This is a genomic window from Phaeobacter sp. JH204B, assembly GCF_048055755.1.
GTDB classification, from domain to species: Bacteria; Pseudomonadota; Alphaproteobacteria; order Rhodobacterales; family Rhodobacteraceae; genus Phaeobacter; species Phaeobacter bryozoorum.
Window position 1 is genome coordinate 1 of record NZ_JAYMXF010000009.1, and the last position, 21,972, is coordinate 21,972.

At 60.5% G+C, this 21,972-nt stretch carries 20 protein-coding genes and 1 tRNA gene; 16 read left to right on the top strand and 5 right to left on the bottom strand.

The window, feature by feature from the left end; genetic code table 11:
* Positions 1-98 precede the first annotated feature (98 nt).
* The 7 genes from hydA (at position 99) to VXL81_RS04160 (ending at position 7,410) form a co-directional block, all read left to right on the top strand.
* Positions 99-1,553 carry a dihydropyrimidinase gene (hydA, locus tag VXL81_RS04130; protein ID WP_416540294.1) on the top strand — a complete coding sequence of 485 codons (1,455 nt, stop codon included), beginning with the start codon at positions 99-101 and terminating at the stop codon, positions 1,551-1,553.
* A 60-nt stretch (positions 1,554-1,613) separates the two neighbouring features.
* Complete coding sequence (locus VXL81_RS04135; RefSeq protein WP_416553047.1) at positions 1,614-2,453, top strand: ABC transporter ATP-binding protein; 840 nt, start codon at positions 1,614-1,616, stop codon at positions 2,451-2,453.
* A gap of 105 nt (positions 2,454-2,558) precedes the next feature.
* The gene (locus VXL81_RS04140; RefSeq protein ID WP_340545343.1) at positions 2,559-3,476 is read left to right on the top strand and encodes an ABC transporter permease; all 918 of its coding nucleotides are present in this window, start codon (positions 2,559-2,561) and stop codon (positions 3,474-3,476) included.
* An 85-nt stretch (positions 3,477-3,561) separates the two neighbouring features.
* Positions 3,562-4,407, top strand: coding sequence for an ABC transporter permease (locus VXL81_RS04145; RefSeq protein WP_340545344.1), 846 nt, complete (start codon positions 3,562-3,564; stop codon positions 4,405-4,407).
* A 117-nt stretch (positions 4,408-4,524) separates the two neighbouring features.
* Positions 4,525-5,511 (top strand): ABC transporter substrate-binding protein, encoded by a 987-nt coding sequence (locus VXL81_RS04150; RefSeq protein ID WP_416553049.1) that lies wholly within the window; start codon positions 4,525-4,527, stop codon positions 5,509-5,511.
* Between the two features lie 137 nt (positions 5,512-5,648).
* Positions 5,649-5,867: a DUF6500 family protein gene (locus tag VXL81_RS04155; RefSeq protein ID WP_340545346.1), complete on the top strand. Its 219-nt coding sequence runs from the start codon at positions 5,649-5,651 to the stop codon at positions 5,865-5,867.
* 289 nt (positions 5,868-6,156) lie between these two features.
* On the top strand, positions 6,157-7,410 hold the full coding sequence (locus VXL81_RS04160; protein ID WP_416536152.1) for a 4Fe-4S binding protein: 1,254 nt from the start codon (positions 6,157-6,159) through the stop codon (positions 7,408-7,410).
* A gap of 48 nt (positions 7,411-7,458) precedes the next feature.
* Here the strand turns inward: VXL81_RS04160 and VXL81_RS04165 are convergent, their stop codons facing one another.
* The 3 genes from VXL81_RS04165 to acs all read right to left on the bottom strand — a co-directional run bounded on the left by VXL81_RS04165 (position 7,459) and on the right by acs (position 10,805).
* Positions 7,459-7,959 carry a flavin reductase family protein gene (locus tag VXL81_RS04165; protein ID WP_340545348.1) on the bottom strand — a complete coding sequence of 167 codons (501 nt, stop codon included), beginning with the start codon at positions 7,957-7,959 and terminating at the stop codon, positions 7,459-7,461.
* A 192-nt stretch (positions 7,960-8,151) separates the two neighbouring features.
* Positions 8,152-8,835: an adenylate kinase gene (locus tag VXL81_RS04170; RefSeq protein WP_416553051.1), complete on the bottom strand. Its 684-nt coding sequence runs from the start codon at positions 8,833-8,835 to the stop codon at positions 8,152-8,154.
* An 8-nt stretch (positions 8,836-8,843) separates the two neighbouring features.
* Complete coding sequence (gene acs, locus VXL81_RS04175; RefSeq protein ID WP_416553053.1) at positions 8,844-10,805, bottom strand: acetate--CoA ligase; 1,962 nt, start codon at positions 10,803-10,805, stop codon at positions 8,844-8,846.
* A 604-nt stretch (positions 10,806-11,409) separates the two neighbouring features.
* On the opposite strand from acs, the gene VXL81_RS04180 reads away from it, so the two are divergent.
* The 8 genes from VXL81_RS04180 (at position 11,410) to VXL81_RS04215 (ending at position 19,422) form a co-directional block, all read left to right on the top strand.
* Entirely contained in the window at positions 11,410-12,426 is a 1,017-nt protein-coding gene (locus VXL81_RS04180; RefSeq protein WP_340545351.1) for a C4-dicarboxylate TRAP transporter substrate-binding protein, read from the top strand.
* A gap of 86 nt (positions 12,427-12,512) precedes the next feature.
* Complete coding sequence (locus VXL81_RS04185) at positions 12,513-13,163, top strand: TRAP transporter small permease subunit (RefSeq protein ID WP_340545352.1); 651 nt, start codon at positions 12,513-12,515, stop codon at positions 13,161-13,163.
* A gap of 11 nt (positions 13,164-13,174) precedes the next feature.
* Positions 13,175-14,575: a TRAP transporter large permease gene (locus VXL81_RS04190; RefSeq protein WP_340545353.1), complete on the top strand. Its 1,401-nt coding sequence runs from the start codon at positions 13,175-13,177 to the stop codon at positions 14,573-14,575.
* Between the two features lie 186 nt (positions 14,576-14,761).
* Positions 14,762-15,244 carry a hypothetical protein gene (locus VXL81_RS04195; RefSeq protein ID WP_416553055.1) on the top strand — a complete coding sequence of 161 codons (483 nt, stop codon included), beginning with the start codon at positions 14,762-14,764 and terminating at the stop codon, positions 15,242-15,244.
* A gap of 119 nt (positions 15,245-15,363) precedes the next feature.
* Entirely contained in the window at positions 15,364-15,732 is a 369-nt protein-coding gene (locus VXL81_RS04200; protein ID WP_416553057.1) for a glycine zipper family protein, read from the top strand.
* A gap of 194 nt (positions 15,733-15,926) precedes the next feature.
* A complete protein-coding gene (locus VXL81_RS04205) occupies positions 15,927-16,604 on the top strand; it encodes a response regulator transcription factor (RefSeq protein ID WP_416536140.1) in 678 nt (225 codons plus the stop codon).
* 25 nt (positions 16,605-16,629) lie between these two features.
* Positions 16,630-18,063, top strand: coding sequence for a sensor histidine kinase (locus tag VXL81_RS04210; RefSeq protein ID WP_416553059.1), 1,434 nt, complete (start codon positions 16,630-16,632; stop codon positions 18,061-18,063).
* Between the two features lie 153 nt (positions 18,064-18,216).
* Entirely contained in the window at positions 18,217-19,422 is a 1,206-nt protein-coding gene (locus VXL81_RS04215; protein WP_416553061.1) for an MFS transporter, read from the top strand.
* Between the two features lie 56 nt (positions 19,423-19,478).
* Here VXL81_RS04215 and VXL81_RS04220 read toward each other — a convergent pair.
* Both VXL81_RS04220 and VXL81_RS04225 read right to left on the bottom strand, forming a co-directional pair.
* Positions 19,479-19,553: transfer RNA gene (locus tag VXL81_RS04220), tRNA-Asn, on the bottom strand.
* A gap of 86 nt (positions 19,554-19,639) precedes the next feature.
* Entirely contained in the window at positions 19,640-20,554 is a 915-nt protein-coding gene (locus VXL81_RS04225) for an MBL fold metallo-hydrolase (protein ID WP_416553063.1), read from the bottom strand.
* Between the two features lie 84 nt (positions 20,555-20,638).
* Here VXL81_RS04225 and VXL81_RS04230 point away from each other — a divergent pair, with 84 nt between their 5' ends.
* Positions 20,639-21,958, top strand: coding sequence for an ATP-binding protein (locus VXL81_RS04230; RefSeq protein WP_416553064.1), 1,320 nt, complete (start codon positions 20,639-20,641; stop codon positions 21,956-21,958).
* Positions 21,959-21,972: the final 14 nt, after the last annotated feature.

Here is a 21,972-nt window from a genome sequence, read left to right on the forward strand (position 1 = left end):
ATATTTCCGGCCAGAAGAACAACCAGAGGAACAGGGCACCTGTTCTTAAAGAACACGCGGAGGCGTAGAAACACGCCCCAATCCAGGGAGTTGTTACCATGAGTAGAGTCATCAAGAACGGCACCGTCGTGACGGCCGATCTGACCTATAAAGCGGATGTGCTGATCGAGAACGGGGTGATCACCGAGATTGGCCCGAACCTGAAAGGCGACGAGGAGCTGGACGCCACCGGCTGTTATGTGATGCCGGGGGGGATTGACCCGCATACGCATCTCGAAATGCCCTTTATGGGGACATATTCCTCGGATGATTTTGAAAGCGGCACCCGGGCCGGGCTGGCGGGGGGCACCACCATGGTGGTGGATTTTGCGCTGCCGAATCCAGGCGAGAGCCTGCTGGACGCGCTGAAACGCTGGGACAATAAATCGACCCGCGCCAACTGCGACTACTCTTTCCACATGGCGGTGACCTGGTGGGGCGAGCAGGTCTTCGACGACATCAAGACCGTGATCCAGGAGCGCGGCATCAACACGTTCAAGCACTTCATGGCTTATAAGGGCGCGCTGATGGTGAATGATGACGAGCTCTATGCCTCCTTCCAGCGGCTGGCTGAGCTTGGCGGCATCGCCATGGTGCATGCTGAAAACGGCGATGTGGTGGCGGAGCTGTCGGCCAAGCTGTTGGCAGAAGGCAACACCGGCCCCGAAGCACACGCCTATTCGCGCCCGCCACAGGTGGAGGGCGAAGCCACCAACCGCGCCATCATGATTGCCGACATGGCTGGCGTGCCGCTCTATGTGGTCCATACCTCCTGCGAGGACAGCCACGAGGCCATTCGCCGGGCCCGCATGCAGGGCAAGCGCGTCTGGGGCGAGCCGCTGATCCAGCATCTGACGCTCGATGAGAGCGAGTATTTCAATACGGACTGGGACCACGCCGCGCGCCGGGTGATGTCGCCGCCGTTCCGCAACAAGCAGCATCAGGACTCGCTCTGGAACGGCTTGCAGTCGGGCTCCTTGTCGGTGGTGGCGACGGACCACTGTGCCTTTACCACCGAGCAGAAACGCTATGGCGTTGGCGATTTCACCAAGATTCCCAATGGTACCGGCGGGTTGGAAGACCGGATGCCGATGCTATGGACCCACGGCGTCGAAACCGGCCGACTGACCCCGAATGAATTTGTGGCCGTCACCTCGACCAATATTGCCAAGATCCTGAATTGCTATCCGAAAAAGGGCGCGGTTCTGGTTGGCGCTGATGCCGACCTGGTGGTCTGGGATCCGGAGAAGCGCAAGACGATTTCCGCGGCCAGCCAGCAGTCGGCGATCGACTATAACGTGTTCGAGGGACATGAGGTGAAGGGATTGCCGCGCTTTACCCTGACCCGTGGCCATGTGGCAGTGCATGACGGAGAGATCCGCTGTCAGGAGGGCCATGGCAAGTTCGTCGCCCGCGAGGCCAATGCCACTGTGAACAAGGCGCTGTCGACCTGGAAGGAGCTGACGGCGCCGCGCCCGGTGGAGCGGTCGGGAATTCCGGCAACAGGTGTGTAATCCAGGGACGGGCTGCCAGCTATGGCGGCCCGTTTTCCTGTGTGTAATCAAGGCGAAGAAATGAACATGGAAACGACCACCCAGGCGCTCAACTCCCAGGCCGCCGCTTCCGACATCACCCCGCTTGGCCCTGTCATAGAGGCGAAGGCGCTCGATCTGACGTTTCAGACCAATGACGGGCCCGTGCACGCGCTGAAGAATGTCAGCCTGGAGATCAATCGCGGCGACTTTGTCTCTTTTATCGGGCCGTCCGGCTGCGGCAAGACAACTTTCCTGCGCTGCATCGCGGCGCTGGAACAGCCCACCGGTGGCAGTCTCAGCGTCAATGGCATGACCCCCGATGAAGCGCGGCGCAAGCGGGCCTATGGCTATGTGTTCCAGGCGGCCGGGCTCTATCCGTGGCGAACCATCGCCAAGAACATCAAGCTGCCGCTGGAGATCATGGGCTACTCAAGGGCGGAGCAGGACAAGCGGGTCGAACGGGTTCTGGACCTCGTGGAACTCACCGGGTTTGGCGGCAAATACCCTTGGCAGCTGTCGGGCGGTATGCAGCAGCGGGCCTCGATCGCGCGGGCGCTCGCCTTTGATGCGGATATCCTCCTGATGGATGAACCCTTTGGGGCGCTGGACGAGATTGTGCGCGACCACCTGAATGAGCAGCTCTTGAAGCTTTGGGCGCGCACCAACAAGACCATCGGCTTTGTCACCCACTCGATCCCGGAGGCGGTCTATCTGTCGACCAAGATTGTGGTCATGTCGCCGCGACCCGGACGGATCCATGACGTGATTGACAGCCCGCTGCCAAAGGACCGACCGCTGGATATTCGCGACAGCCCGGAGTTCATCGAGATTGCGCATCGTGTTCGTGACGGTCTGCGAGCGGGGCATGCCGATGACTGATGTGGTCTGTTTGCGGGGCAGGGCACCGGAAGATTCCAATTTTCCGGGACATTTTCGTGGAAGAAACAGGGGGTCGCGGAGCGCTGGGTCCGGAGGGGCAGGATCATGAAAACCGCACTTGCTATATTAAGTGTTCTCGCTGCGATAACCGCGATCTGGTACGCGGCCTGTGTGCCGATGAACATCAAGGGAGTTCTGGACGCTGCTGAACGCGCGGGTGCCGAGGTGACACCGGCCACCGCGCGTGAGCGGCGAGATATGGCGGCGTTTGGGCTGGTTTTTGGCAACCCCGCTGTGGTGACACAGGTTTGGTCGCAGGACCGGCCCCGACTGCCGGCTCCTCATCAGGTGGCGGTGGAGCTTTGGGAGACCACGGTTGAGAAGAGGATCACCTCAAAGCGCAGTCTGATTTATCACGGTCAGGTGACGCTGTCGGCGACGCTTCTCGGCTTTGTGATCGGCACTGGGTTGGGCATTCTTCTGGCGGTTGGAATCGTACACAGCCGGGTGATGGATATGTCGGTGATGCCATGGGCCATCGTCAGCCAAACCATCCCGATTATTGCACTGGCACCGATGATCATCGTGGTTCTTTATTCCATCGGGGTACAGGGAATCCTGCCAAAGGCGGTGATCTCGGCCTATCTGAGTTTTTTCCCGGTTGTTGTGGGGATGGTGAAAGGCTTGCGTAGCCCGGACCAGATGCAGCTTGACCTGCTGAAGACCTACAATGCGAGTGTCGGGCAGGGGTTCTGGAAGCTGCGGTTGCCTGCCTCGATTCCCTATCTTTTTGCCTCCCTCAAGATCGGCATTGCCGCATCGCTGGTCGGGGCCATCGTCGGGGAGTTGCCAACGGGCGCCGTTGCGGGCCTAGGCGCGCGGCTTCTGGCGGGGAGCTACTATGGGCAGACCGTGCAGATCTGGTCGGCGCTCTTTGCGGCTGCGATCTTGGCCGCCGCGTTGGTTGCATTCTTGGGACTGATCGAACGGCTGGTGCTGAAACGGATGGGGGTGACCGTATGATTGATGTTTGGGCCAAGGGCTCTGCCCTCGCCGCTGCGCGGCTCACCCGGGATATTTTCGGCCAGAAGAACAAGGGGATCAGATCATGACGATGGTTGCGATTGCGCTGCTGGTCTGGTGTGGAGGCTGGTGGCTGAACAGCCGTCTGGCCAATGGTCCACGCGCCCATACCCGTGGTGTGAAGCTGCTTGTCCCGGCAATTTTTGGCGTGACGCTTCTTGTCGTTTGGGAGCTTCTGGTGCGGGGGCTTGCGGTTTCGCTGGTGATCCTGCCTGCGCCTTCGGTCATTGCGGAGCGGTTTGCGACCAGCCTGCCCATTCTCTGGCAGGATTTTCAGCAGACCATTCTCAAAGGGGCGCTGTCTGGGTATATCATCGGCTGCGTCGCGGCGCTTTTGATGGCCATTGCGGTGGACCGCAGTGACTTCCTCCGGCGGGGATTGCTCCCGGTTGGCAATTTTGTGGCCGCGCTGCCGATTGTCGGCACCGCACCGATTCTGGTGATGTGGTTCGGCTTTGACTGGCAGTCAAAAGCGGCCGTTGTGGTGGTGATGGTGTTTTTCCCGGTTCTGGTGAACACCGTTGCCGGGCTGCGGGAAACCTCGGCCATGCAACGCGATCTCATGCAGACTTATGCGGCGAGCTACTGGCAGGGGTTCTTCAAACTGCGCCTGCCTGCGGCGCTGCCCTTCATCTTCAATGGTCTGAAGATTTCAACCACGCTGGCCCTGGTGGGGGCCATTGTGGCGGAGTTCTTTGGCTCGCCGACGGTGGGGATGGGGTTTCGGATCTCGACCTCGGTCGGACAGCTGGCGCTGGACATGGTCTGGGCCGAAATCCTGGTGGCTGCATTGGCGGGGTCGGCATTCTACGGCATGATGGCTTTGGTTGAGAAAACGCTTACTTTCTGGCACCCGTCGCAACGGGGATAGGCGGGGGCGGGCCGTCGTTGCCCGGCCCCGTAAAAACTGGAAAAAACCTTTGGAGACACAGGGAAATTCGCGCAGAATTCGCAAAGAACAACAGACATAACAACAGGGAGAAGACAGATGAAAACACTGCTGACCGCCGCCGCATTGGCGCTGGGAACGGCATCGGTTGCGCAGGCTGCCGATGAGGTGAAGCTGCAACTGAAATGGGTCACGCAGGCCCAGTTCGCGGGCTATTATGTCGCGCTGGATCAGGGGTTCTACGAGGCCGAGAATCTCGATGTGACCATTCTGCCCGGCGGTCCCGATATTGCGCCGACGCAGGTGATTGCAGGCGGCGGTGCGGATGTCACGGTCGAGTGGATGCCGGCCGCGCTTGCGGCGCGTGAAAAGGGCTTGCCACTGGTCAATATCGCGCAACCCTACAAAAGCTCGGGCATGATGCTGACATGTTGGAAGGACACTGGCATCGCAGCGCCTGAAGATCTGGCAAATCGTACGCTGGGGGTATGGTTCTTTGGCAATGAATTCCCCTTCATGAGCTGGATGAGCCAGCTCGGGATTTCCACCGAGGGCAAGGGTGAGAAGGGCGTCGAGGTTCTGAAACAGGGCTTCAATGTCGATCCGCTGCTGCAGCGTCAGGCCGACTGCATTTCGACCATGACCTACAATGAGTATTGGCAGGTGATTGATGCCGGCGTGTCGCCGGATGAGTTGATTACCTTCAAATATGAGGATCAGGGCGTAGCAACGCTTGAGGATGGTCTTTACGTTCTCGAAGACAAGCTTTCTGATCCGGCCTTTGTCGACAAGATGCAGCGTTTTGTCCGGGCCTCCATGAAGGGCTGGAAATGGGCTGAGGAGAACCCGGACGCCGCAGCAGAGATCGTCCTGGACAATGATGCCTCGGGCGCGCAGACCGAAGAGCATCAGAAGCGGATGATGTCGGAAGTCGCCAAGCTGACAGCTGGCAGCAACGGCGCATTGAGCGAGGCTGATTACCAGCGCACGGTGAAGACGCTGCTTGATGGCGGCTCAAGCCCGGTGATCACCAAGGAGCCGGAAGGCGCCTGGACCCATGCCATCACCGATGCCGCGCTGAACTGAGCTTTAGTGCAGTGATCTGGCCCCTGTCCGCTGTTCTGCGGGCGGGGGCTTTTCTATTGTATTGCGCACAGGCGCGCTATGGGGCGCTGTGATCCTCGCCTGTCTCGGCAGGCCAGCGGTGGGGGCGGAAGCATCTTATGAGAGACAGTTTGAGGGCAAAGATCATCGCCGTCTGCAACGACAAGATCGCGAAAAAGGGGGATGGCGTTGGCCTTTCCTTCTATGCGTTTTTTGCCAATCGGAATGACGATCCCGAGGCGCTGATGGAGGCGGCAGAATGGTGGATCAAGCATCATCAGCTGGACCATTTTGAAAAGGCAGTAAAGATTCGTCAGATGGTGGAGACAGGTCTGTGACCCTGCCGTCGTTGTTGCGCCGCAGCCGGTGCGGCAGCTGGTTCTGCACCAGTTGCGCCCGGTCTGTGGGCGGGTGGCCCATTTCCCTGTCCCTTCAGCAGCTGTTGACGCCGACAGAAACGGCGTGACCGCCGATCGGATAGGGCGGATCTTTCAGAATAAATGACAGTTAAAAGTTGAGTCTTATTTTCGATTACACGTTACAGGTCGAATTTCCATGTTAGCCTCATCTCATCAAACGATGGGGATTTTCGGCTGTGGTTTGGTTCTCAATCTGAAGGGAGAGGCCATGACTGTCTGGGAAAATGTGCAACTCTGCCTGCGCTCTCAACCCAATGTGCGCGAAATGGCTGATCTGCGGACTGCGGTCCGGGTGTCGCATCCCGGTGCCTCCTATCGACGGTATAACCCCGAAAGCCAGGTGCGCTGGCCACTGGCAGATCTCTGTGAGGCGGCGGTGCGGCGGCGTCAGCAGCATTCGCGGTTGGGAGCATCGGCGCCGCGCTCCGATCAGGTGCTGGTGATGTATGATGCCCGCGCAGTGGAGCAGCTATCCTGGTTGAAGAACCATCCCCCGATTGCGGGTATGGATGTCACAGCTGCCGCCACCAGCGGTCTGGAACGCGCTGGTCACGCGGATCTCTTACACGCGATTTCCGACGGGTTTGACTGGGTGCTGCTGGAATCCGCAATTGAAGAGAACGCGCGTCTGGCGCAACTGCGGGAGATGGAGCTGGCCGCTTGTCTGGGGCTTGAGGGGCGGGTGGTCCTGTTCCATTCGGCGGCGCATCTGGAGCAGCTGCTGGCGGAAGGTATTGCGCAGCTGCCGGTGATGGAGCACCGGTGTGTCGACACCGAGAGCAAGGCCAAGCCGCGCCGTCGGCGCGAGGCGCTGCAGCTCTTTGCCAGTGTGACCCTGTCGCAAGACACTGATGTCATCGCGTTGCCGCAGGACGCCCCATATGGCGGGATCGAGCTGACTGGGGATTGCACCCTCTGTCAGGCCTGCACCTGGATGTGCCCCACCAATGCGCTGATCGGAGCGGAGAACGGAGGCGGGCTGGACTTCATAGAGGCGGACTGCATGCAATGCGGGCTATGCGTATCGGTGTGCCGCCAGAATGCGATCAGATTGGTGCCACGGCTGGAGCTGAAGCGGGACCGGCTGCCGGTATCGCTGACCCAGCCGGATTTCTTCTGGTCGGATGGGCTGTCTGGCGGGGCCGAAACCGCAACGGGGGAGACGGCGCCGCAGACGGCCAGTTGCGGTTCCGGGCCGACCATCGATACGCCGGGCGCTGCTCGGGCGACTGAGGCAGCGGCATCGGGCAAGACCGAGAACGATGATGATCATGACGATCCCGATGATTGGATGGGCGGTGGCGGCGCTGACTGGTCCGGGCATACTGTCCGGGAGAGGACAGACCGGGGGGGCGGCACGGGTTCGTCGCTGCTGCGGCTGAATGATCTGGGCGCGCATTGGCCTGACTGGGCGCGTTTGACGGGACTTATGGCAAAACGGCGCGAAGATCCGCTGTCCTAGGACCTTGGCGTGGCTGTGCAGAGGGGCGACAGATCCGGAGATCCGAAGTTAGCTCTGCTCCATAAACCCGCCGTATTGGCCGCGTTTGAAGATCAGACCCTTTCCTGGGCGGCTGGTAGTACGCAGCACCGCGCCGACAAGAATACTATGATCGCCGCCGTCGTGGCAAGCATGGGTGCGGCAATCAAATCGGGCAATGACATCAGGCAGAACGGGTATTCCCTCGTCATTGTCTCGCGCTGGAATACAGGAAAAATCTTCGCCGTTGCGGGCAAAATGCATCGCCATGTCCAATTGATCCTCGGCCATGACATGAATCGAAAAATGGGTGGCAGCAACAAATGGATCGTGGCGTTTGGACGCGCGGGCGGGACACCAGAGCAGCAGTGGCGGATCCATCGAGACCGAGGTGAAGCTGTTGGCTGTGATTGCCAGCGGCCCACGGTCCGTGCGTGTGGTCACCACGGTCACGCCAGTGCCGAAACACCCGAGGGCGTCTCGGTAGGCCCGCAGGCTGTCGGGACCGGGGATAAAGCTGGTTTCGGACATCTCGCGCGCCTTTGGTTCAGTTCTGTGCTGGGTGCCATGGGAACAAGCCCATGTCCACCAGCTACCAATGTGGCACGCACCCCCTCAAAAGCCAGAGAGGATTGAAAACAGGCCCACATTTCTGCGGACCTGTCTGGTAATTAATGTTTTTCGACAACACGCTTTGATTGAACGTCGTGGTGCTGACCTTCGTCAAGCGGTTGCAGCACGTACAACTTTGCTCAGCGAGTTCGCGATCTGGTTGATCTCGCCCATGGCATCGATTCGGTTCAACACATCTTTGTCGTCGTAATAGCTGATGAGCGGCGCGGTCTGAGCATGATAGGCGGCCAGACGGCAGCCTACGGTTTCGGCATTGTCGTCCGCCCGACGCGTCATCTCGGTGCCACCACAGGCGTCACAGGTGCCCTCGACGCGTGGCTGTTTATACTGGTCGTGATAACCTTCGCCACAGCCTGCGCAGGTATACCGTCCGGCAACCCGCGCCACCATTGCGGCATCGTCCACCTCCAGGCTGACAGCGGCGTTGATCCGCTGACCGGTTTCCGCCAGCAGCTTGTCCAGTGCCTCCGCCTGGACCGTCGTGCGGGGGAAGCCATCCAGGATGACGCCCTTTGCACAATCCGGTTCCGCCAGCCGGTCACGCAGGATGTTGATCACGATCTCGTCGCTGACCAGCTCGCCTGCCTCCATTACGGCTTTTGCCGCTAGGCCCGCCGGAGTGCCCGCAGCGACGGCGGCCCGCAGCAGATCGCCGGTGGATAGCTGGACAAGGCCAAAGCTCTGTTCCAGTTTACGCGCCTGGGTGCCTTTGCCGGCGCCGGGCGGTCCAAGCAGGATCAGAACCGCAGGGCGGGTTAGAACATCAGTCTCCATGTCAGCAATCATCCTTTGTCGGCCCGGTTTGCAATGAGGTCGTCGACCACGGAAGGGTCGGCGAGGGTCGAAGTGTCACCAAGCGAGCCGAAATCGTTCTCGGCGATCTTGCGCAGGATACGCCGCATGATCTTGCCTGACCGTGTCTTTGGCAGACCCGGCGCCCATTGGATCACATCCGGGCTGGCAATCGGCCCGATCTCGGTCCGCACCCAGGTGCGCAGCTCCTTCATCAACTCATCCGAGGGCTCGCGGTCGTTCATCAGGGTGACATAGCAATAGATGCCCTGGCCCTTGATCTCATGCGGGTAGCCAACCACGGCGGCCTCGGCCACGGCGGCGTGGGCCACCAGCGCGCTTTCGACCTCAGCGGTGCCCATGCGGTGGCCGGAGACATTGATCACGTCATCGACCCGACCGGTGATCCAGTAATCGCCGTCGGCATCGCGGCGGCAGCCGTCGCCGGTGAAGTAATAGCCTTTGTAGTCGGAGAAATAGGTTTTCTCGAACCGCTCATGATCACCCCAGACGGTGCGCATCTGGCCGGGCCAGCTGTCCTTGATGCAGAGCACGCCCTCGACGCCATTGCCGTCGATTTCCTCGCCGGACTGCGGGTCCAGAACAACGGGGGCCACACCAAAGAAGGGTTTCATCGCAGCACCCGGTTTGGTCGCATGGGCGCCGGGCAGGGGGGTCATCAGATGGCCACCGGTTTCAGTCTGCCACCAAGTGTCGACAATGGGGCATTTCCCCTTGCCGACCACATCATTGTACCAGGTCCAGGCTTCCGGATTGATCGGCTCGCCGACGGTGCCGAGGGTGCGCAGCGAGGAAAGATCGCATTTCTGGACCCATTCATTGCCCTGACCCATCAAGGCGCGCAGGGCGGTGGGTGCGGTGTAGAACTGCGTCACCTTGTGCTTGTCGCAGACCTGCCAGAAGCGCGAGGCATCCGGGTAAGTCGGCACGCCCTCAAACATCAGCGTGGTGGCGCCATTGGCCAACGGGCCATAGACGATATAGCTGTGGCCGGTGACCCAGCCCACGTCCGCGGTGCACCAGTAGATGTCGCCGTCGTGGTAATCGAAGGTGATTTCGTGGGTCATCGCGGCATAGGTCAGATAGCCGCCGGTGGTATGCACCACGCCCTTGGGCTGGCCGGTTGAGCCGGATGTGTAGAGGATGAACAGCGGATCCTCGGCATTCATCTCGGCCGGTTTGCAGTAGTCATCCGCTTCCAGCGCCATTTCGTTGTAGTCGTAGTCGCGCCCGTCGACCCAGGTGGTCTGACCGCCGGTGCGCTTCACCACGAGACATTTCACCGTGTCTTTTGTGTGCAAGAGGGCTGCGTCGGCGTTTGATTTCAGCGGGGTCTTGCGGCCGCCGCGCGGCGCCTCGTCGGCGGTGATGATCACCTTGGCGTCGCAGCCGTTGATCCGGGCCGCCAGCGCATCGGGGGAGAAGCCTGCAAAGACGATGGAATGAATGGCGCCAATGCGGGCGCAGGCCAGCATGGCATAGGCCGCTTCGGGGATCATTGGCAGGTAGATCACCACCCGGTCGCCCTTGCGCACGCCCATGGTCTCCAGGATGTTTGCCATCCGGCAGGTACGGGTATGCAGCTGATTGTAAGAGATATGCTGGGCAGGCTCTTCCGGATCATCCGGTTCCCAGATGATCGCGGTCTGATCGCCTCGGGTGTCCAGGTGGCGATCGATACAGTTGGCGGAGACGTTCAACGTACCGTCCGCGTACCAGTTGATCGAGACATTGCCGAGTGTGAAATCCACATCCTTCACCTGGCTGAAGGGCTTGATCCAGTCGATCCGCTTGCCCTGTTCGCCCCAGAATCCCTCGGGATCCCGCATCGAAGCGGCGTACATCTCGTCGTATTGTGCAGCGTTGACATGGGCGCGTGCAACCGTCTCCTCCGACGGCGCATAGGCTTTGCTGTCGCTCTCCTGGGTCATCTTGTGTCCCTCCCTCCAGTCTGTTCTCGGAATGGCACACCACAGCGCACAGCGAGATGTGTCAAACCTTTTCCGTCCTCCACAGCGATAATACCCAAGCTTGAAAATAAGGAAATAAGTGTCCGAGGAATAAGGATTTACCTGTAAATCTATTTCCGAGGTTGGTCTGAGGTAGTAAACTTATTCCGGCGCTGGCACATCAATCTTTTGTTTATCATGATGTTAGGTGTAAATATCGACCGGAGCGCCCGTGCTGGCAAATCAGCGGCCTGCGCGATGCTGGCGCTATCATCGGGCGCCGACTGGCACCATCGCCTGCGGCAAACTGTGCCAGGGTACGACGCCCTCGGGTGCCTGTCGGTCCATGGGGCCGGGCGCGTCTGCGGACCGCTGCCAGGTTGTCAGGCAGGTTTTGTGCCCATGGCGCACCAGCGCCTTGTGGGGTTGGCAGCGCCCTGGCTTAGCGCTAGCGTGGTGCCAGATGCTCGCAACTCTGCGGACCTGAGGGCTGTGATCGCAGGATCACAGCAAGCCCGGCACCCGGCGACGCCAAGGTGCAGGGGGGGGGCGCAAGAGGGACAAGGGCACAAACTGGGAGGTACTCATGAAGACCAATTTGACCGCCGCAACTGCGGCGCTTGTCGGCCTGTCCATTGCAGGCAGCGCTGCGGCCACCGAATGGAACGTTTCTGTCTGGGGCAAACGCCGCGCCTTTACCGAACATGTCGAAAAGCTGGCTGAGCTGGTGTCCGAGAAAACCGGCGGCGAATTCACCATGAACATCAGCTATGGTGGCCTGTCGAAGAACAAGGAAAACCTTGACGGGATTTCCATCGGTGCCTTCGAGATGGCGCAGTTCTGCGCGGGCTACCACCGCGACAAGAACCCGTCGATCACCGTGCTGGAACTGCCGTTCCTTGGCGTGAATACGCTGGAAGAGGAAGTCGCTGTCAGCCATGCGGTCTATGCACATCCGGCCGTACAAAAGGATCTGGCGCGCTGGAACGCCAAGCTGCTGATGACTTCACCCATGCCGCAGTACAATATCGTCGGCACCGGCGAGGCGCGCGATGAGCTGGGTGAGTTCAAGGATATGCGGGTGCGCGCCACCGGCGGCATCGGTCAGGCATTTTCTGCCGTGGGCGCGGTGCCGACATCCGTGACTGCAACAGAAGCCTATAACGCGATGGAATCCGGCGTTGTCGATACCGTTGCCTTTGCCCAGCACGCGCATCTCAGCTTTGGCACCATCAACAAGGCCGACTGGTGGACCGAAAACCTCAACCCCGGCACCGTGAACTGCCCGGTGGTCGTGAACACCGATGCCTACGACGCGCTGAGCGATGCCGAGCGTGAAGCCCTGGACAGCTCGGTGGATGAGGCGATTGCCCATTACCTTGCGAACTATGGCGTGCTGCTTGAGAAATGGGACAGTGTTCTGGCCGAAAAAGGCGTCGAGAAGGTCACCATCTCCGAGGATCAGCTGGCTGAATTCCGCAAGGTTGCCGCCGATCCGATCCGCGAGCAGTGGATCGCCGACATGAGCGCGCAGGGACTGCCTGCACAGGAGCTTTATGACCTGGTGCAGAAAACCCTGAGCGACCTGCGTTCGGGAAGCTGATTTTCATCCAAATGATGAAAGGGCCGGGCAGAGCTGCGCCGGCCCTTTCTTACGTGATTGCAAAGTAGATATGACGGGGGCAGACGATGGCAGGCAGTGCGGCGGTGCTGGTAGATGACAGCCTGATCAGCAGTTTGGACAGGCGTCTGCTGCGGCTGGAACGCGGATTGGCCCTGGTCAGTGGTCTTGCGGTGTTTTCGCTGATGGTACTTGCGGTGGTCTCGGTTGGCGGGCGCAATGGTTTCAACGCGCCGCTACCTGGCTATGTGGACTGGATCGAACAGGTGATGCCGCTGATCGCCTTTATGGGCATTTCCTTTGTTCAGCGCGACGGCAGCCATATTCGCATGGATCTGGTGATCTCGTCGCTGCGGGGGCGTGCACTCTGGCTGTTTGAGCTGTTCTCGGTGTTATTGATCCTGGCCCTGATGTTGGCGCTGCTCTGGGGCAGCTGGTCGCATTTCCAGCGCTCCTTCGATTTTGCCGCCCCCCTGTGGAGCCGCGACAGCTCCATCGATATCGGTCTGCCGATCTGGCCGGCCAAGCTGCTGGCGCCGGTCGCATTTGGCGTGCTGTGCCTGCGCCTGTTGCTGCAGGTCTGGGGCTATGGCCGCGCGCTGGTTCTGGGGCTGGACAGCCCGGCTGCGGTTCCGCTGGTGCAGAGCGCCGCAGAGCAGGCAGCGGCCGAGGCTGAACATCTGGGCGGGGTGTCGACCACCGCCAGTGACCGCGACTAAAGGGGCAGACTATGGAACCTATCGAAATTGGCCTCTGGGTCAGCGGCTTTCTTCTGGTAACTGTGTTCTTGGGGATGCGGGTGGCCTTTGCCGCCGGTCTCGCTGGGCTGGTCGGCCTTGTCTGGATCTTCTGGGCCAAGTTTGGCTATGATCCGGCGCGGTTCACGAAGGCGCTGACCATCGCCGTGAAGACCGCAGGGCAGGTGCCCCATTCCAAGGTCTCAAGCCAGGCGCTGAGCCTCATTCCGACCTTCATCCTGATCGGCTATCTCGCTTATTACGCAGGCCTCACCAAAGCGCTGTTTGAGGCCGCAAAACGCTGGTTGGCCTGGGTGCCGGGCGGGCTGGCGGTGTCGACCGTCTTTGCCACGGCGGGCTTTGCCGCCGTCTCTGGCGCCTCTGTTGCGACATCCGCCGTCTTTGCCCGGATCGCGATCCCCGAGATGCTGGCAATCGGTTACGACAAACGCTTTGCCGCAGGTGTGGTGGCGGCCGGCGGCACGCTGGCCTCGCTGATCCCGCCCTCTGCGATCCTTGTAATCTACGCGATTATCGTCGAACAGGACGTGGGCAAGCTCCTGCTGGCAGGCTTTATCCCCGGTGCCTTCTCGGCACTGATTTACGGTTTGCTGATCATCGGCATGGCGATGACGATCAAGGGCTTTGGCCCTGCTGTCACCGGCTTTACCTGGCGCGAGCGCTTTGTTTCGCTGCCGCCTGCGCTGCCGATCCTGTTTGTGGTCGCGACGATCATTTTGTTTGTCTACAACCCCTTTGGGGGCGATGCCTGGGGGACCCCGACAGAGGGTGGCGCAATCGGGGCCTTCGTGGTGTTTTTGATGGCGCTGTATCGCGGGATGCGATGGGCGGAGTTCAAGGACGCGCTGCTGGAAACCGCAAAACTGTCGGTGATGATCTTTACCATCATCTGGGGCGTCCTGATCTACGTCCGCTTCCTTGGCTTTGCCGAACTGCCGGCGGCGTTTTCCGACTGGATCACCTCGCTCACCCTGTCGCCGATGCTGATCCTGATCTGCATCCTGCTGGCCTATGCGGTGCTCGGCATGTTCATGGACGCCATCGGTATGCTGCTGCTCACGCTTCCGGTGGTCTATCCGGCGGTGATGGCGCTTAACGGTGGTGAATACGTTTCAGCGGCGGAAAGCACATTTGGCATGTCCGGGCCGATGTGTGCGATCTGGTTTGGTATTCTGGTGGTGAAAATGGCCGAGTTCTGCCTGATCACACCCCCGATCGGTCTCAACTGCTTTGTCGTTGCGGGTGTGCGGGACGATCTGACGGTGCAGGATGTGTTCAAGGGCGTGACGCCGTTCTTCATTGCCGATGGTATTACCATCGCTTTGCTGGTTGCTTTCCCTTCTATCGTGCTCTGGCTGCCAAGCCTCGCCTAAGGTTCTGCCAGATATAAGGAATACAGCTTCGGGCCACGACAGATCCTATGCCGTGGCCCAAAAAATCCTAAGCTTACAGAATTGTAAGCTCCGCGCAGAGACCCTGTAAGACTGGACCTGCATATTCGTCTCATCAGCCAGACACGGCGTCCACCGCCCTGGCGCAATAGATGAGAGGAATGGAAGATGATCACCAAGACAACGACACGTATCGTGATGACCGCAACCCTGATTGCAGGTGGCTTTGCCGCACAGAGCCTGCGCGCGCAGCAGGCGCCGGAGGTGGCCCCGGTCGAGGTGGCAGAGGCCGAGCTGACCTATGCGGATATGCTCGCCGTGCCTGTCACCTTTGATCAGGTCATGCGCACAGCATTGGAAAACGCCGAAGGCCGACTGGTGGAAATCAGCCTTGATGACCTTCACGACTCGCCTGTGTTTGTTGCGGTTGTCGCCAGTCCGACCAGCCTGACAGAGATCGTGGTGTCAGCCACCGATGGCTCGATCCTGAACACCGCGACCCAAACCGCGGCCTCACCCGAAATGATGCAGCAGCTGTTGGACGATGAGTTCGAGGACGGGCTGGACTTCGCAAGCCTGATTGATGAACTCGAAGATGATGAGTGCGATTGCGACGATGACGACGATGAGGATGACGATCACAAAGGCTGATTACCTCGTCCGGATCTGATGACGGGCCGGAGCGTGGGCTCCGGCCTTATCGAAGTATTCCCTAGACCATCCTTGCCGCCGCGAGAAAGACAGATCAGGCGGCTGGCCGGAGACCATTCATGAAAAAGCTATATCTTGGCTGCCTCGCGGCAGTCGCCCTTGGAGCCTGTGGCGACAGCTATGAAGAACCGCTCCTGTTAGATGGGCCGCAGCAAGTCGGGTTTCACTCCGATTTGGGCGCCTGCCGTGCGTTGGCCGAACAACATGTAGACAAAACGTTGAAATCCAGCGCTGTTCAAGGTGCGGCGATCGGTGGCATCATCGGAGCGGTAGACAGTGAGGATGGAGACCGCGCCGATGACGCATGGATCGGAGCTGCACTCGGCGGTGGTATCGGGGCGCTTGACGGGCAGAATGAACGCGACAAACAGCGCCGCACCATTCTTATCCGCTGCATGCAGGGGCGCGGGCATCGTGTGTTGGCGTGAAACCCTGCCCAGATCCCGTCGCCGACTTGCCGGTCGACAGATACGGCCGATCGTCCGGTGCGCCGGGTTCAACCTTGGGGAGCTTAATTGTGATCCGTTGAACTCCGGTCATCCGAAACGAGCTTGCACCCAATTGCAGCGCCAGGGGGTCGGCTTGGTCACTTGGGCGCGATGCTGAAACCGGCGGAGTCCTGATGCGAATTCTCCTGCTCGAAGATGATCCTGAAATTGGCACCTGGACGGTCAAGGGCCTCATGGCAGCGGGCCATGTGGTCGACTGGATCGAGAATGGTCGCGAGGCGCTGCTGGCTGCAACAACCCGCGATTATGATGTCCTGATCTTTGACAGGATGACGCCGGATCTTGACGGGCTTTCGGCGCTGAAAACCCTGCGCTCTGCACGGATTGCCACCCCCTTGATCCTGCTCACCGCGCTCGGCGCGGTTGAGGACCGTGTCGAGGGGCTGGAAGCCGGTGCTGACGACTATCTCAGCAAACCCTTCGCCATGTCTGAGCTGCTGGCCCGTATCACCGCCCTGGGCCGTCGCGGACGGGCTGAGGCCGCAGAAATGACGACCCGGCTCTCTCATCGCGGGCTTGAGCTGGATCTCTTGAGCCAGACCTGTACCTGCAATGGCCAGACCGTCTTGCTGAACCCCAAGGAGTTTCGCCTGCTGGAGGTTCTGATGCGTTCCAAGGGGCGGATCCAGACCCGCGCCATGCTGCTTGAACGGGTCTGGGACATTAATTTCGATCCCGCCACCAGCGTTGTCGAAACCCATATGAGCCGCTTGCGGAACAAGATTGAAAAACCCTTCGGAACGGAGTTCATCAAAACCGTGCGCGGGTCCGGGTATATGTTCCTTGATTAGATCCTTCATAAAGAGCCTGTTGCGGATGAGCGCCCTGCGTCAGGCGATTGCCCTGTCGCTGGCGTTTCTGGTTCTGCTGACCATCGGCGGGCTGCTGCTTGACGATGTCATCACCGAAGAATTCCGCGCCGAGACGGAAGCAGCGATGCGGGAGGAATATCAGCGCATCAGCGATCGGCTGACACGCACCGGTCGCTTCCCCGATCAGATCGTGACTGCCGAAGTGTTTTCCGACAGCGGTGTCGGCTATGCCGTTCTGCGCGCAGATGGCAAGGTTCTCGGCCCCGTGCTGCGGGGAGCTTTTGACAGGCCGGGGTTTGATATTCTGGAGGGCGAACAGCTGTTTCAACCTGAGGCACTGGAAACTCTGGACCGGATCTTTGAGCTGATCGAGGATGAAGCCGAAGAGGACGATATATCCTCTGACCAGCCGGGGCGGAACCCTGGTACCGCTCGCCAGCTGGGCTTCGATGTGGAGTTTGACAGCGACGCCGATCTCGGCTGGCGCATCTATAGCGGTGCGGTGCTGGATGGTCGCCTTCTGGTCTATGCGCCCGGTGTCAGTGCCTTTGGCGCGGATTTTACCGGCGTCATCCTTATCTTCGTCATCATCCTGTCGCTGCCTGCGCTGGTCATCGGATTGATCTTCGGGATCCGGGCACAGCGACGTCTGAACCGGATCGGCGCGGGGTTTGACCGTATTGCCGATGGCAATCTTGATCTTCGGCTGGCGCCCCGGGTGATCCGCGATGATATTGATGAACTGGCTGCGCGGATTGACGGTGCCACCGAACGTTTGCAGGCCTCGATGCGGCAGATGTCTGATTTTTCTGCCAATATTGCGCATGATCTGCGCACGCCACTGACACGTCTGCGGCTGCATCTCGATCAGGCGGAAGACGCCGAGGATCAGGCCGCCCATAGAGAGGCCGCGATTGCGCAGATGGATGATATCATTGCCATCTTTGGCGCCATCCAGCGGATTGCGCGGATGCAGAGCCAGCGGCGGCGGGACGGTTTTGCACCCGTCGAACTGGCGGCAGTCGTGGAGCAGGTGCATGAAATATACGAGGCGGTGGCGCAGGACGCCGGGCAAGAGCTGTCCTGCCGCGTCAGCGATGCCGTCACTATCAATGCGGACCGCAGCCTGATCATGCAGCTTCTGGCAAATCTGATCGAGAACGCAATCCGCCACGCCGGCGAGGGGGCCAGCATTGCAATCGACTTGAGCGGTCGCAGGCTGTCAGTCACCGACACTGGCCCGGGAATACCCGAGGCTGAACGCAGCCGCGTGCTGGATCCGCTCTACCGGCTCGATCGCAGCCGCAACACCGTCGGGGCAGGGCTTGGGCTGGCCATGGTAAAAGCGATTGCAGACCTGCACGAAGCTGACCTGGCGTTGATGTCGGGACCAGATCAACGCGGACTGCGGGTCGAGGTGAGATTTCCCGAAGGCTGACGTCGCCCGCCTGCCGTCGAGGATGCCATTTTGTACCGCTGCGCCAAAAAGCCGCGAAGCTGCGGAAATAGGGTTACCCATTGCGCGCGCGCCTCAGCTACTAAGTGCTGTGCCGCGTGTTGGCGCTGTTTCAGATCAAAAAAGACAAGCACCATGAAGTTGACCGGCCCCTTTCTGTTCATTCTTGCGACATTGATGATTGATGCGATTGGCATTGGCATCGTGTTTCCGATCATGCCCGATCTGATGCTGAGAGTGGGGGCCGAAAGTACCGCCGAAGGCGCGTTGTGGAGCGGCATCATGATGTCGGCCTATGCCGCCGCCATGTTTCTGTTCGGCCCGATTGTCGGCAGCCTCTCCGATGCCTATGGGCGTCGGCCGATCCTGATCCTCGCGCTTGTCACCCTGACGATCGACTATGTCATCATGGCGCTGGCCCAGACCTATTGGATGCTGCTGGTTGGTCGGGTCATCGCCGGGATGGCGGGGGCGACTTATATCACGGCGACCGCCTATATATCGGATATCGCCAAACCGGCAGAGCGCGGCGCTGCCTTTGGGATGATCGGTGCCGCCTTTGGTATCGGCTTTGTACTGGGGCCTGCAATTGGCGGCATGGCGTCGGGGCTGCACATCAGCGCGCCCTTCTGGATCGCTGCGGGCCTTTCGGCGGTCAACGTGCTGTTCGGGCTGATCATTCTGCCGGAATCCCTGAAGCCGGAGAACCGTCGCCCGTTTGGCCGCCGTGATATCAACCCCTTCGCGACCCTCCTTCGCGCCTTTGCCATCCCCGGTCTGGCGATCCCCTTGATCTGTATCTTTGTCTTTGAGTTTGCCAATCTGGTCTACCCGACACTCTGGTCCTTCTGGGGCCGCGAGGTGTTTGGCTGGGACGGCTTCACCATCGGGCTGACCCTTTCAGCCTATGGTGTTCTGATCGCCGTGGTACAGGCGGGCATCCTGCCGCAGCTCACCAAACGCCTGGGGGATTTCAGAACACTGATCATCGCGATGGTGGCGGCGGTGATTTCCATGATCGGGTTTGGCGTTGCCAGTGCCATCTGGGTCATCATTGTGTTTCTGCCGATCGCCGCCCTGTCAGATATGGCTCCGCCGCTGATCACCGCATTTGCCGCCAACCGGGTTGGCGAGGATCAGCAGGGTGTGGTTCAGGGCGTCATCGCTTCGCTGTCGTCGGTTGCTGCTGTCGCGGCTCCGCTGGTGCTTACCGGGGTGTTTGAACGGTTTGTCGGCGAGACCGGCTGGTATTTGCCCGGTGCCCCGTTTCTGGTCGCCGCTGTGCTTGTGGTGGCGATGGTGCCGCTGGTACTGCGTCTCAGGGCTCATGACACCGGCTGACGGCCTTCACAAAAGAAAAGGGCTTGGAGATGTAATCTCCAAGCCCTTGAAATCTTTGGCTCCGGCGGTAGGGATCGAACCTACGACCAATTGATTAACAGTCAACTGCTCTACCGCTGAGCTACGCCGGAACGGTTTGTGCCGTATAGCGGTCGGATCTGATGAGGTCCAGAGTCGTTTTGCGATTTTTTGAAAAAATCTGCGGTAATCCGGTTGTCTATGGGAGCTGAGCGAACAGCGCGCCGAATGACAGAGGATCTGCGCATGTGACGCGGGATTGCCCTGCAAGATCAACGAGGTGGGCAAAAACATTGCGCTCGGCGGCGATGCGCAGCGCGGCCGGAGTTTCGGTGTAGATGCGCGCTGCCAGCTCTGCCACGGTGGCCGGTCCTTTCGCAAGCTCCGCCATGATCGCAGCCTCACGCCCTTTGCGGTGGGTGATCAGCCAGGCGAGCCGGGTCGCAGGGTCGCAAACCGGTGCACCGTGCCCGGGGTAGAAGACGCGCCAGTTGCGCGCGGCCAATCGCTGGCAGGAAGCCATGAAATCTGTCAGATCGCCATCGGGAGGCGACACCAGCGAACTGGCCCAGCCCATCACGTGATCGGCGGTAAAACAGGTGTCTTTCCAGGCAAAAGCGATATGATTGCCAAGATGTCCGGGCGTGTGGATCACTTCCAGCTGCCAGTCCGGGCCGGCCACGATATCACCGTCGCGCAGCCTGATGTCTGGCGTGAAATCCACATCGATGCCCTCACCCCCACCGGCGAGGCCGGCGGCGGCCAGCTCCGTCATCACAGCGCTTCGCCCTGTTGTTGCATCGCCGAAGGCGTAGACCGGCGCGCCGGTGGCCTTGGCAAGCGGCCGGGCGAGGGGGGAATGGTCCAGATGGCTGTGGCTGACCAGAATGTGGCTGATGCGCTGATCCGGTTCCACGGCGTCAAGGATCGCCCGCAGATGGGCGTCACTCATTGGGCCGGGGTCGATGATGGCAATATCGCTGTGGCCCAGCAGATAGGTATTGGTGCCGCGATATGTCATCGCAGAGGGGTTCGGTGCGAGGATACGGCGCAGACCCGGTTCGACATTCTCCGCGATGCCTGCGGGGGGATTGAAATCGTCGGGTGCCTGCATCTGCTCTGATCCTTGGTGATAAACGGGGCGCGGAAGATGCGCGTTTTGCTTTTCAGCGGCGGGGTCGCGCGGTAGGTGTAGCGCATGTTCTTTCAATGGCTCAAACACTATATGCCGCGCAGCCTTTACGGGCGGGCGGCGCTTATCCTGCTGGTGCCGATCGTAACGCTGCAACTGGTGATTTCGGTTGTGTTCATCAAGCGTGACCTTGAGGATCTGACGGTCCAGATGACGCTCACAATGCTGCGCGAGCTGCGCCTGCTGGAGCAGGTGATGGCACCGGCTGGCAGTCGCGAGGAGGCCCTGCAACTGGCCGATCCGCTGCTGCGACCGCTCCAGATGCAGCTGCGCTTTCTCGAGCCGGAGGAGCCGGTACCGCTGGATCAGATGGGGCTACTGGAGTTTTCGGGCCGGGTGGTGCGGGACACCTTGCAGGCGACGGCGCCACGGTTCATCTCTGCCCAGTTCCCCAACACGCGCCGGGTGCAGTTGGTGCTGGATAGCGAACACGGGCCACTGGCGCTGGTGTTTGACAGACGGCGACTGACGGCAGCGGCGCCGCATCAGCTGATTGTCACCATGATCGTCTTTGGTTTCCTGATGACGGTCATCGCATTCGTCTACATGCGTAACCAGCTGCGCCCGATCAAGCAGCTCGCGGAAGCGGCACAGGCCTTTGGGCGGGGACGAACGGAGCCTTATTCGCCGCGCGGGGCCAATGAGGTGCGCGCCGCCGGCAGCGCCTTTCTGGACATGCGGGCGCGGATCGAACGTCAGATGGAGCAGCGCACGCTGATGCTCTCCGGTGTCAGCCACGATCTGCGCACGCCGCTGACGCGCATGAAACTGGGCCTGTCGATGCTGGATGACGAGGAGGCCGAGCCGCTGCGTCAGGATGTCGACGAGATGCAGGCGCTCCTGGATGCCTTTCTCGACTTCTCGCGCGGTGTTTCCACCAGCGAGCCGGAAGAAGTGGATCCGCATGTGATGATCACGCTGCTGGTCGATGGCTGGCGGCGGCAGGGCAAGGATGTGATGCTCGGCGAGATGAGCGGCGAAGGTAAGGTGATGCTGCGCGGCGCAGCAATGCGTCGGGCCGTGCAGAATCTGATCTCAAACGCAGTGCGTTATGGCACCCGCGCACGGGTGTCCGTTGCCATGACCGAGAAATTCCTGCGCATAAGGGTCGAGGATGACGGTCCCGGCATTGCAGAGGCGGACCGGACCGAGGCGACCCGGCCCTTTACCCGGCTTGATCCTGCCCGCAATCAGGATCTTGGCAGCGGGGTTGGTCTGGGGCTGGCGATTGTCACCGATATTGCGCGCGCGCATGGTGGGACGCTCCGGCTGGGCACCAGCGCCGAGCTGGGTGGGCTACAGGCCGATATCGTGATCGGCTTGTAATATCCCGTCACCGG

Coding starts and splice junctions, on each gene's coding strand:
- hydA (WP_416540294.1), top strand. CDS start 99: ATGAGTAGAGTCATCAAGAACGGCACCGTCGTGACGGCCGATCTGACC.
- VXL81_RS04135 (WP_416553047.1), top strand. CDS start 1,614: ATGAACATGGAAACGACCACCCAGGCGCTCAACTCCCAGGCCGCCGCT.
- VXL81_RS04140 (WP_340545343.1), top strand. CDS start 2,559: ATGAAAACCGCACTTGCTATATTAAGTGTTCTCGCTGCGATAACCGCG.
- VXL81_RS04145 (WP_340545344.1), top strand. CDS start 3,562: ATGACGATGGTTGCGATTGCGCTGCTGGTCTGGTGTGGAGGCTGGTGG.
- VXL81_RS04150 (WP_416553049.1), top strand. CDS start 4,525: ATGAAAACACTGCTGACCGCCGCCGCATTGGCGCTGGGAACGGCATCG.
- VXL81_RS04155 (WP_340545346.1), top strand. CDS start 5,649: ATGAGAGACAGTTTGAGGGCAAAGATCATCGCCGTCTGCAACGACAAG.
- VXL81_RS04160 (WP_416536152.1), top strand. CDS start 6,157: ATGACTGTCTGGGAAAATGTGCAACTCTGCCTGCGCTCTCAACCCAAT.
- VXL81_RS04165 (WP_340545348.1), bottom strand. CDS start 7,959: ATGTCCGAAACCAGCTTTATCCCCGGTCCCGACAGCCTGCGGGCCTAC.
- VXL81_RS04170 (WP_416553051.1), bottom strand. CDS start 8,835: ATGGAGACTGATGTTCTAACCCGCCCTGCGGTTCTGATCCTGCTTGGA.
- acs (WP_416553053.1), bottom strand. CDS start 10,805: ATGACCCAGGAGAGCGACAGCAAAGCCTATGCGCCGTCGGAGGAGACG.
- VXL81_RS04180 (WP_340545351.1), top strand. CDS start 11,410: ATGAAGACCAATTTGACCGCCGCAACTGCGGCGCTTGTCGGCCTGTCC.
- VXL81_RS04185 (WP_340545352.1), top strand. CDS start 12,513: ATGGCAGGCAGTGCGGCGGTGCTGGTAGATGACAGCCTGATCAGCAGT.
- VXL81_RS04190 (WP_340545353.1), top strand. CDS start 13,175: ATGGAACCTATCGAAATTGGCCTCTGGGTCAGCGGCTTTCTTCTGGTA.
- VXL81_RS04195 (WP_416553055.1), top strand. CDS start 14,762: ATGATCACCAAGACAACGACACGTATCGTGATGACCGCAACCCTGATT.
- VXL81_RS04200 (WP_416553057.1), top strand. CDS start 15,364: ATGAAAAAGCTATATCTTGGCTGCCTCGCGGCAGTCGCCCTTGGAGCC.
- VXL81_RS04205 (WP_416536140.1), top strand. CDS start 15,927: ATGCGAATTCTCCTGCTCGAAGATGATCCTGAAATTGGCACCTGGACG.
- VXL81_RS04210 (WP_416553059.1), top strand. CDS start 16,630: ATGAGCGCCCTGCGTCAGGCGATTGCCCTGTCGCTGGCGTTTCTGGTT.
- VXL81_RS04215 (WP_416553061.1), top strand. CDS start 18,217: ATGAAGTTGACCGGCCCCTTTCTGTTCATTCTTGCGACATTGATGATT.
- VXL81_RS04225 (WP_416553063.1), bottom strand. CDS start 20,554: ATGCAGGCACCCGACGATTTCAATCCCCCCGCAGGCATCGCGGAGAAT.
- VXL81_RS04230 (WP_416553064.1), top strand. CDS start 20,639: ATGTTCTTTCAATGGCTCAAACACTATATGCCGCGCAGCCTTTACGGG.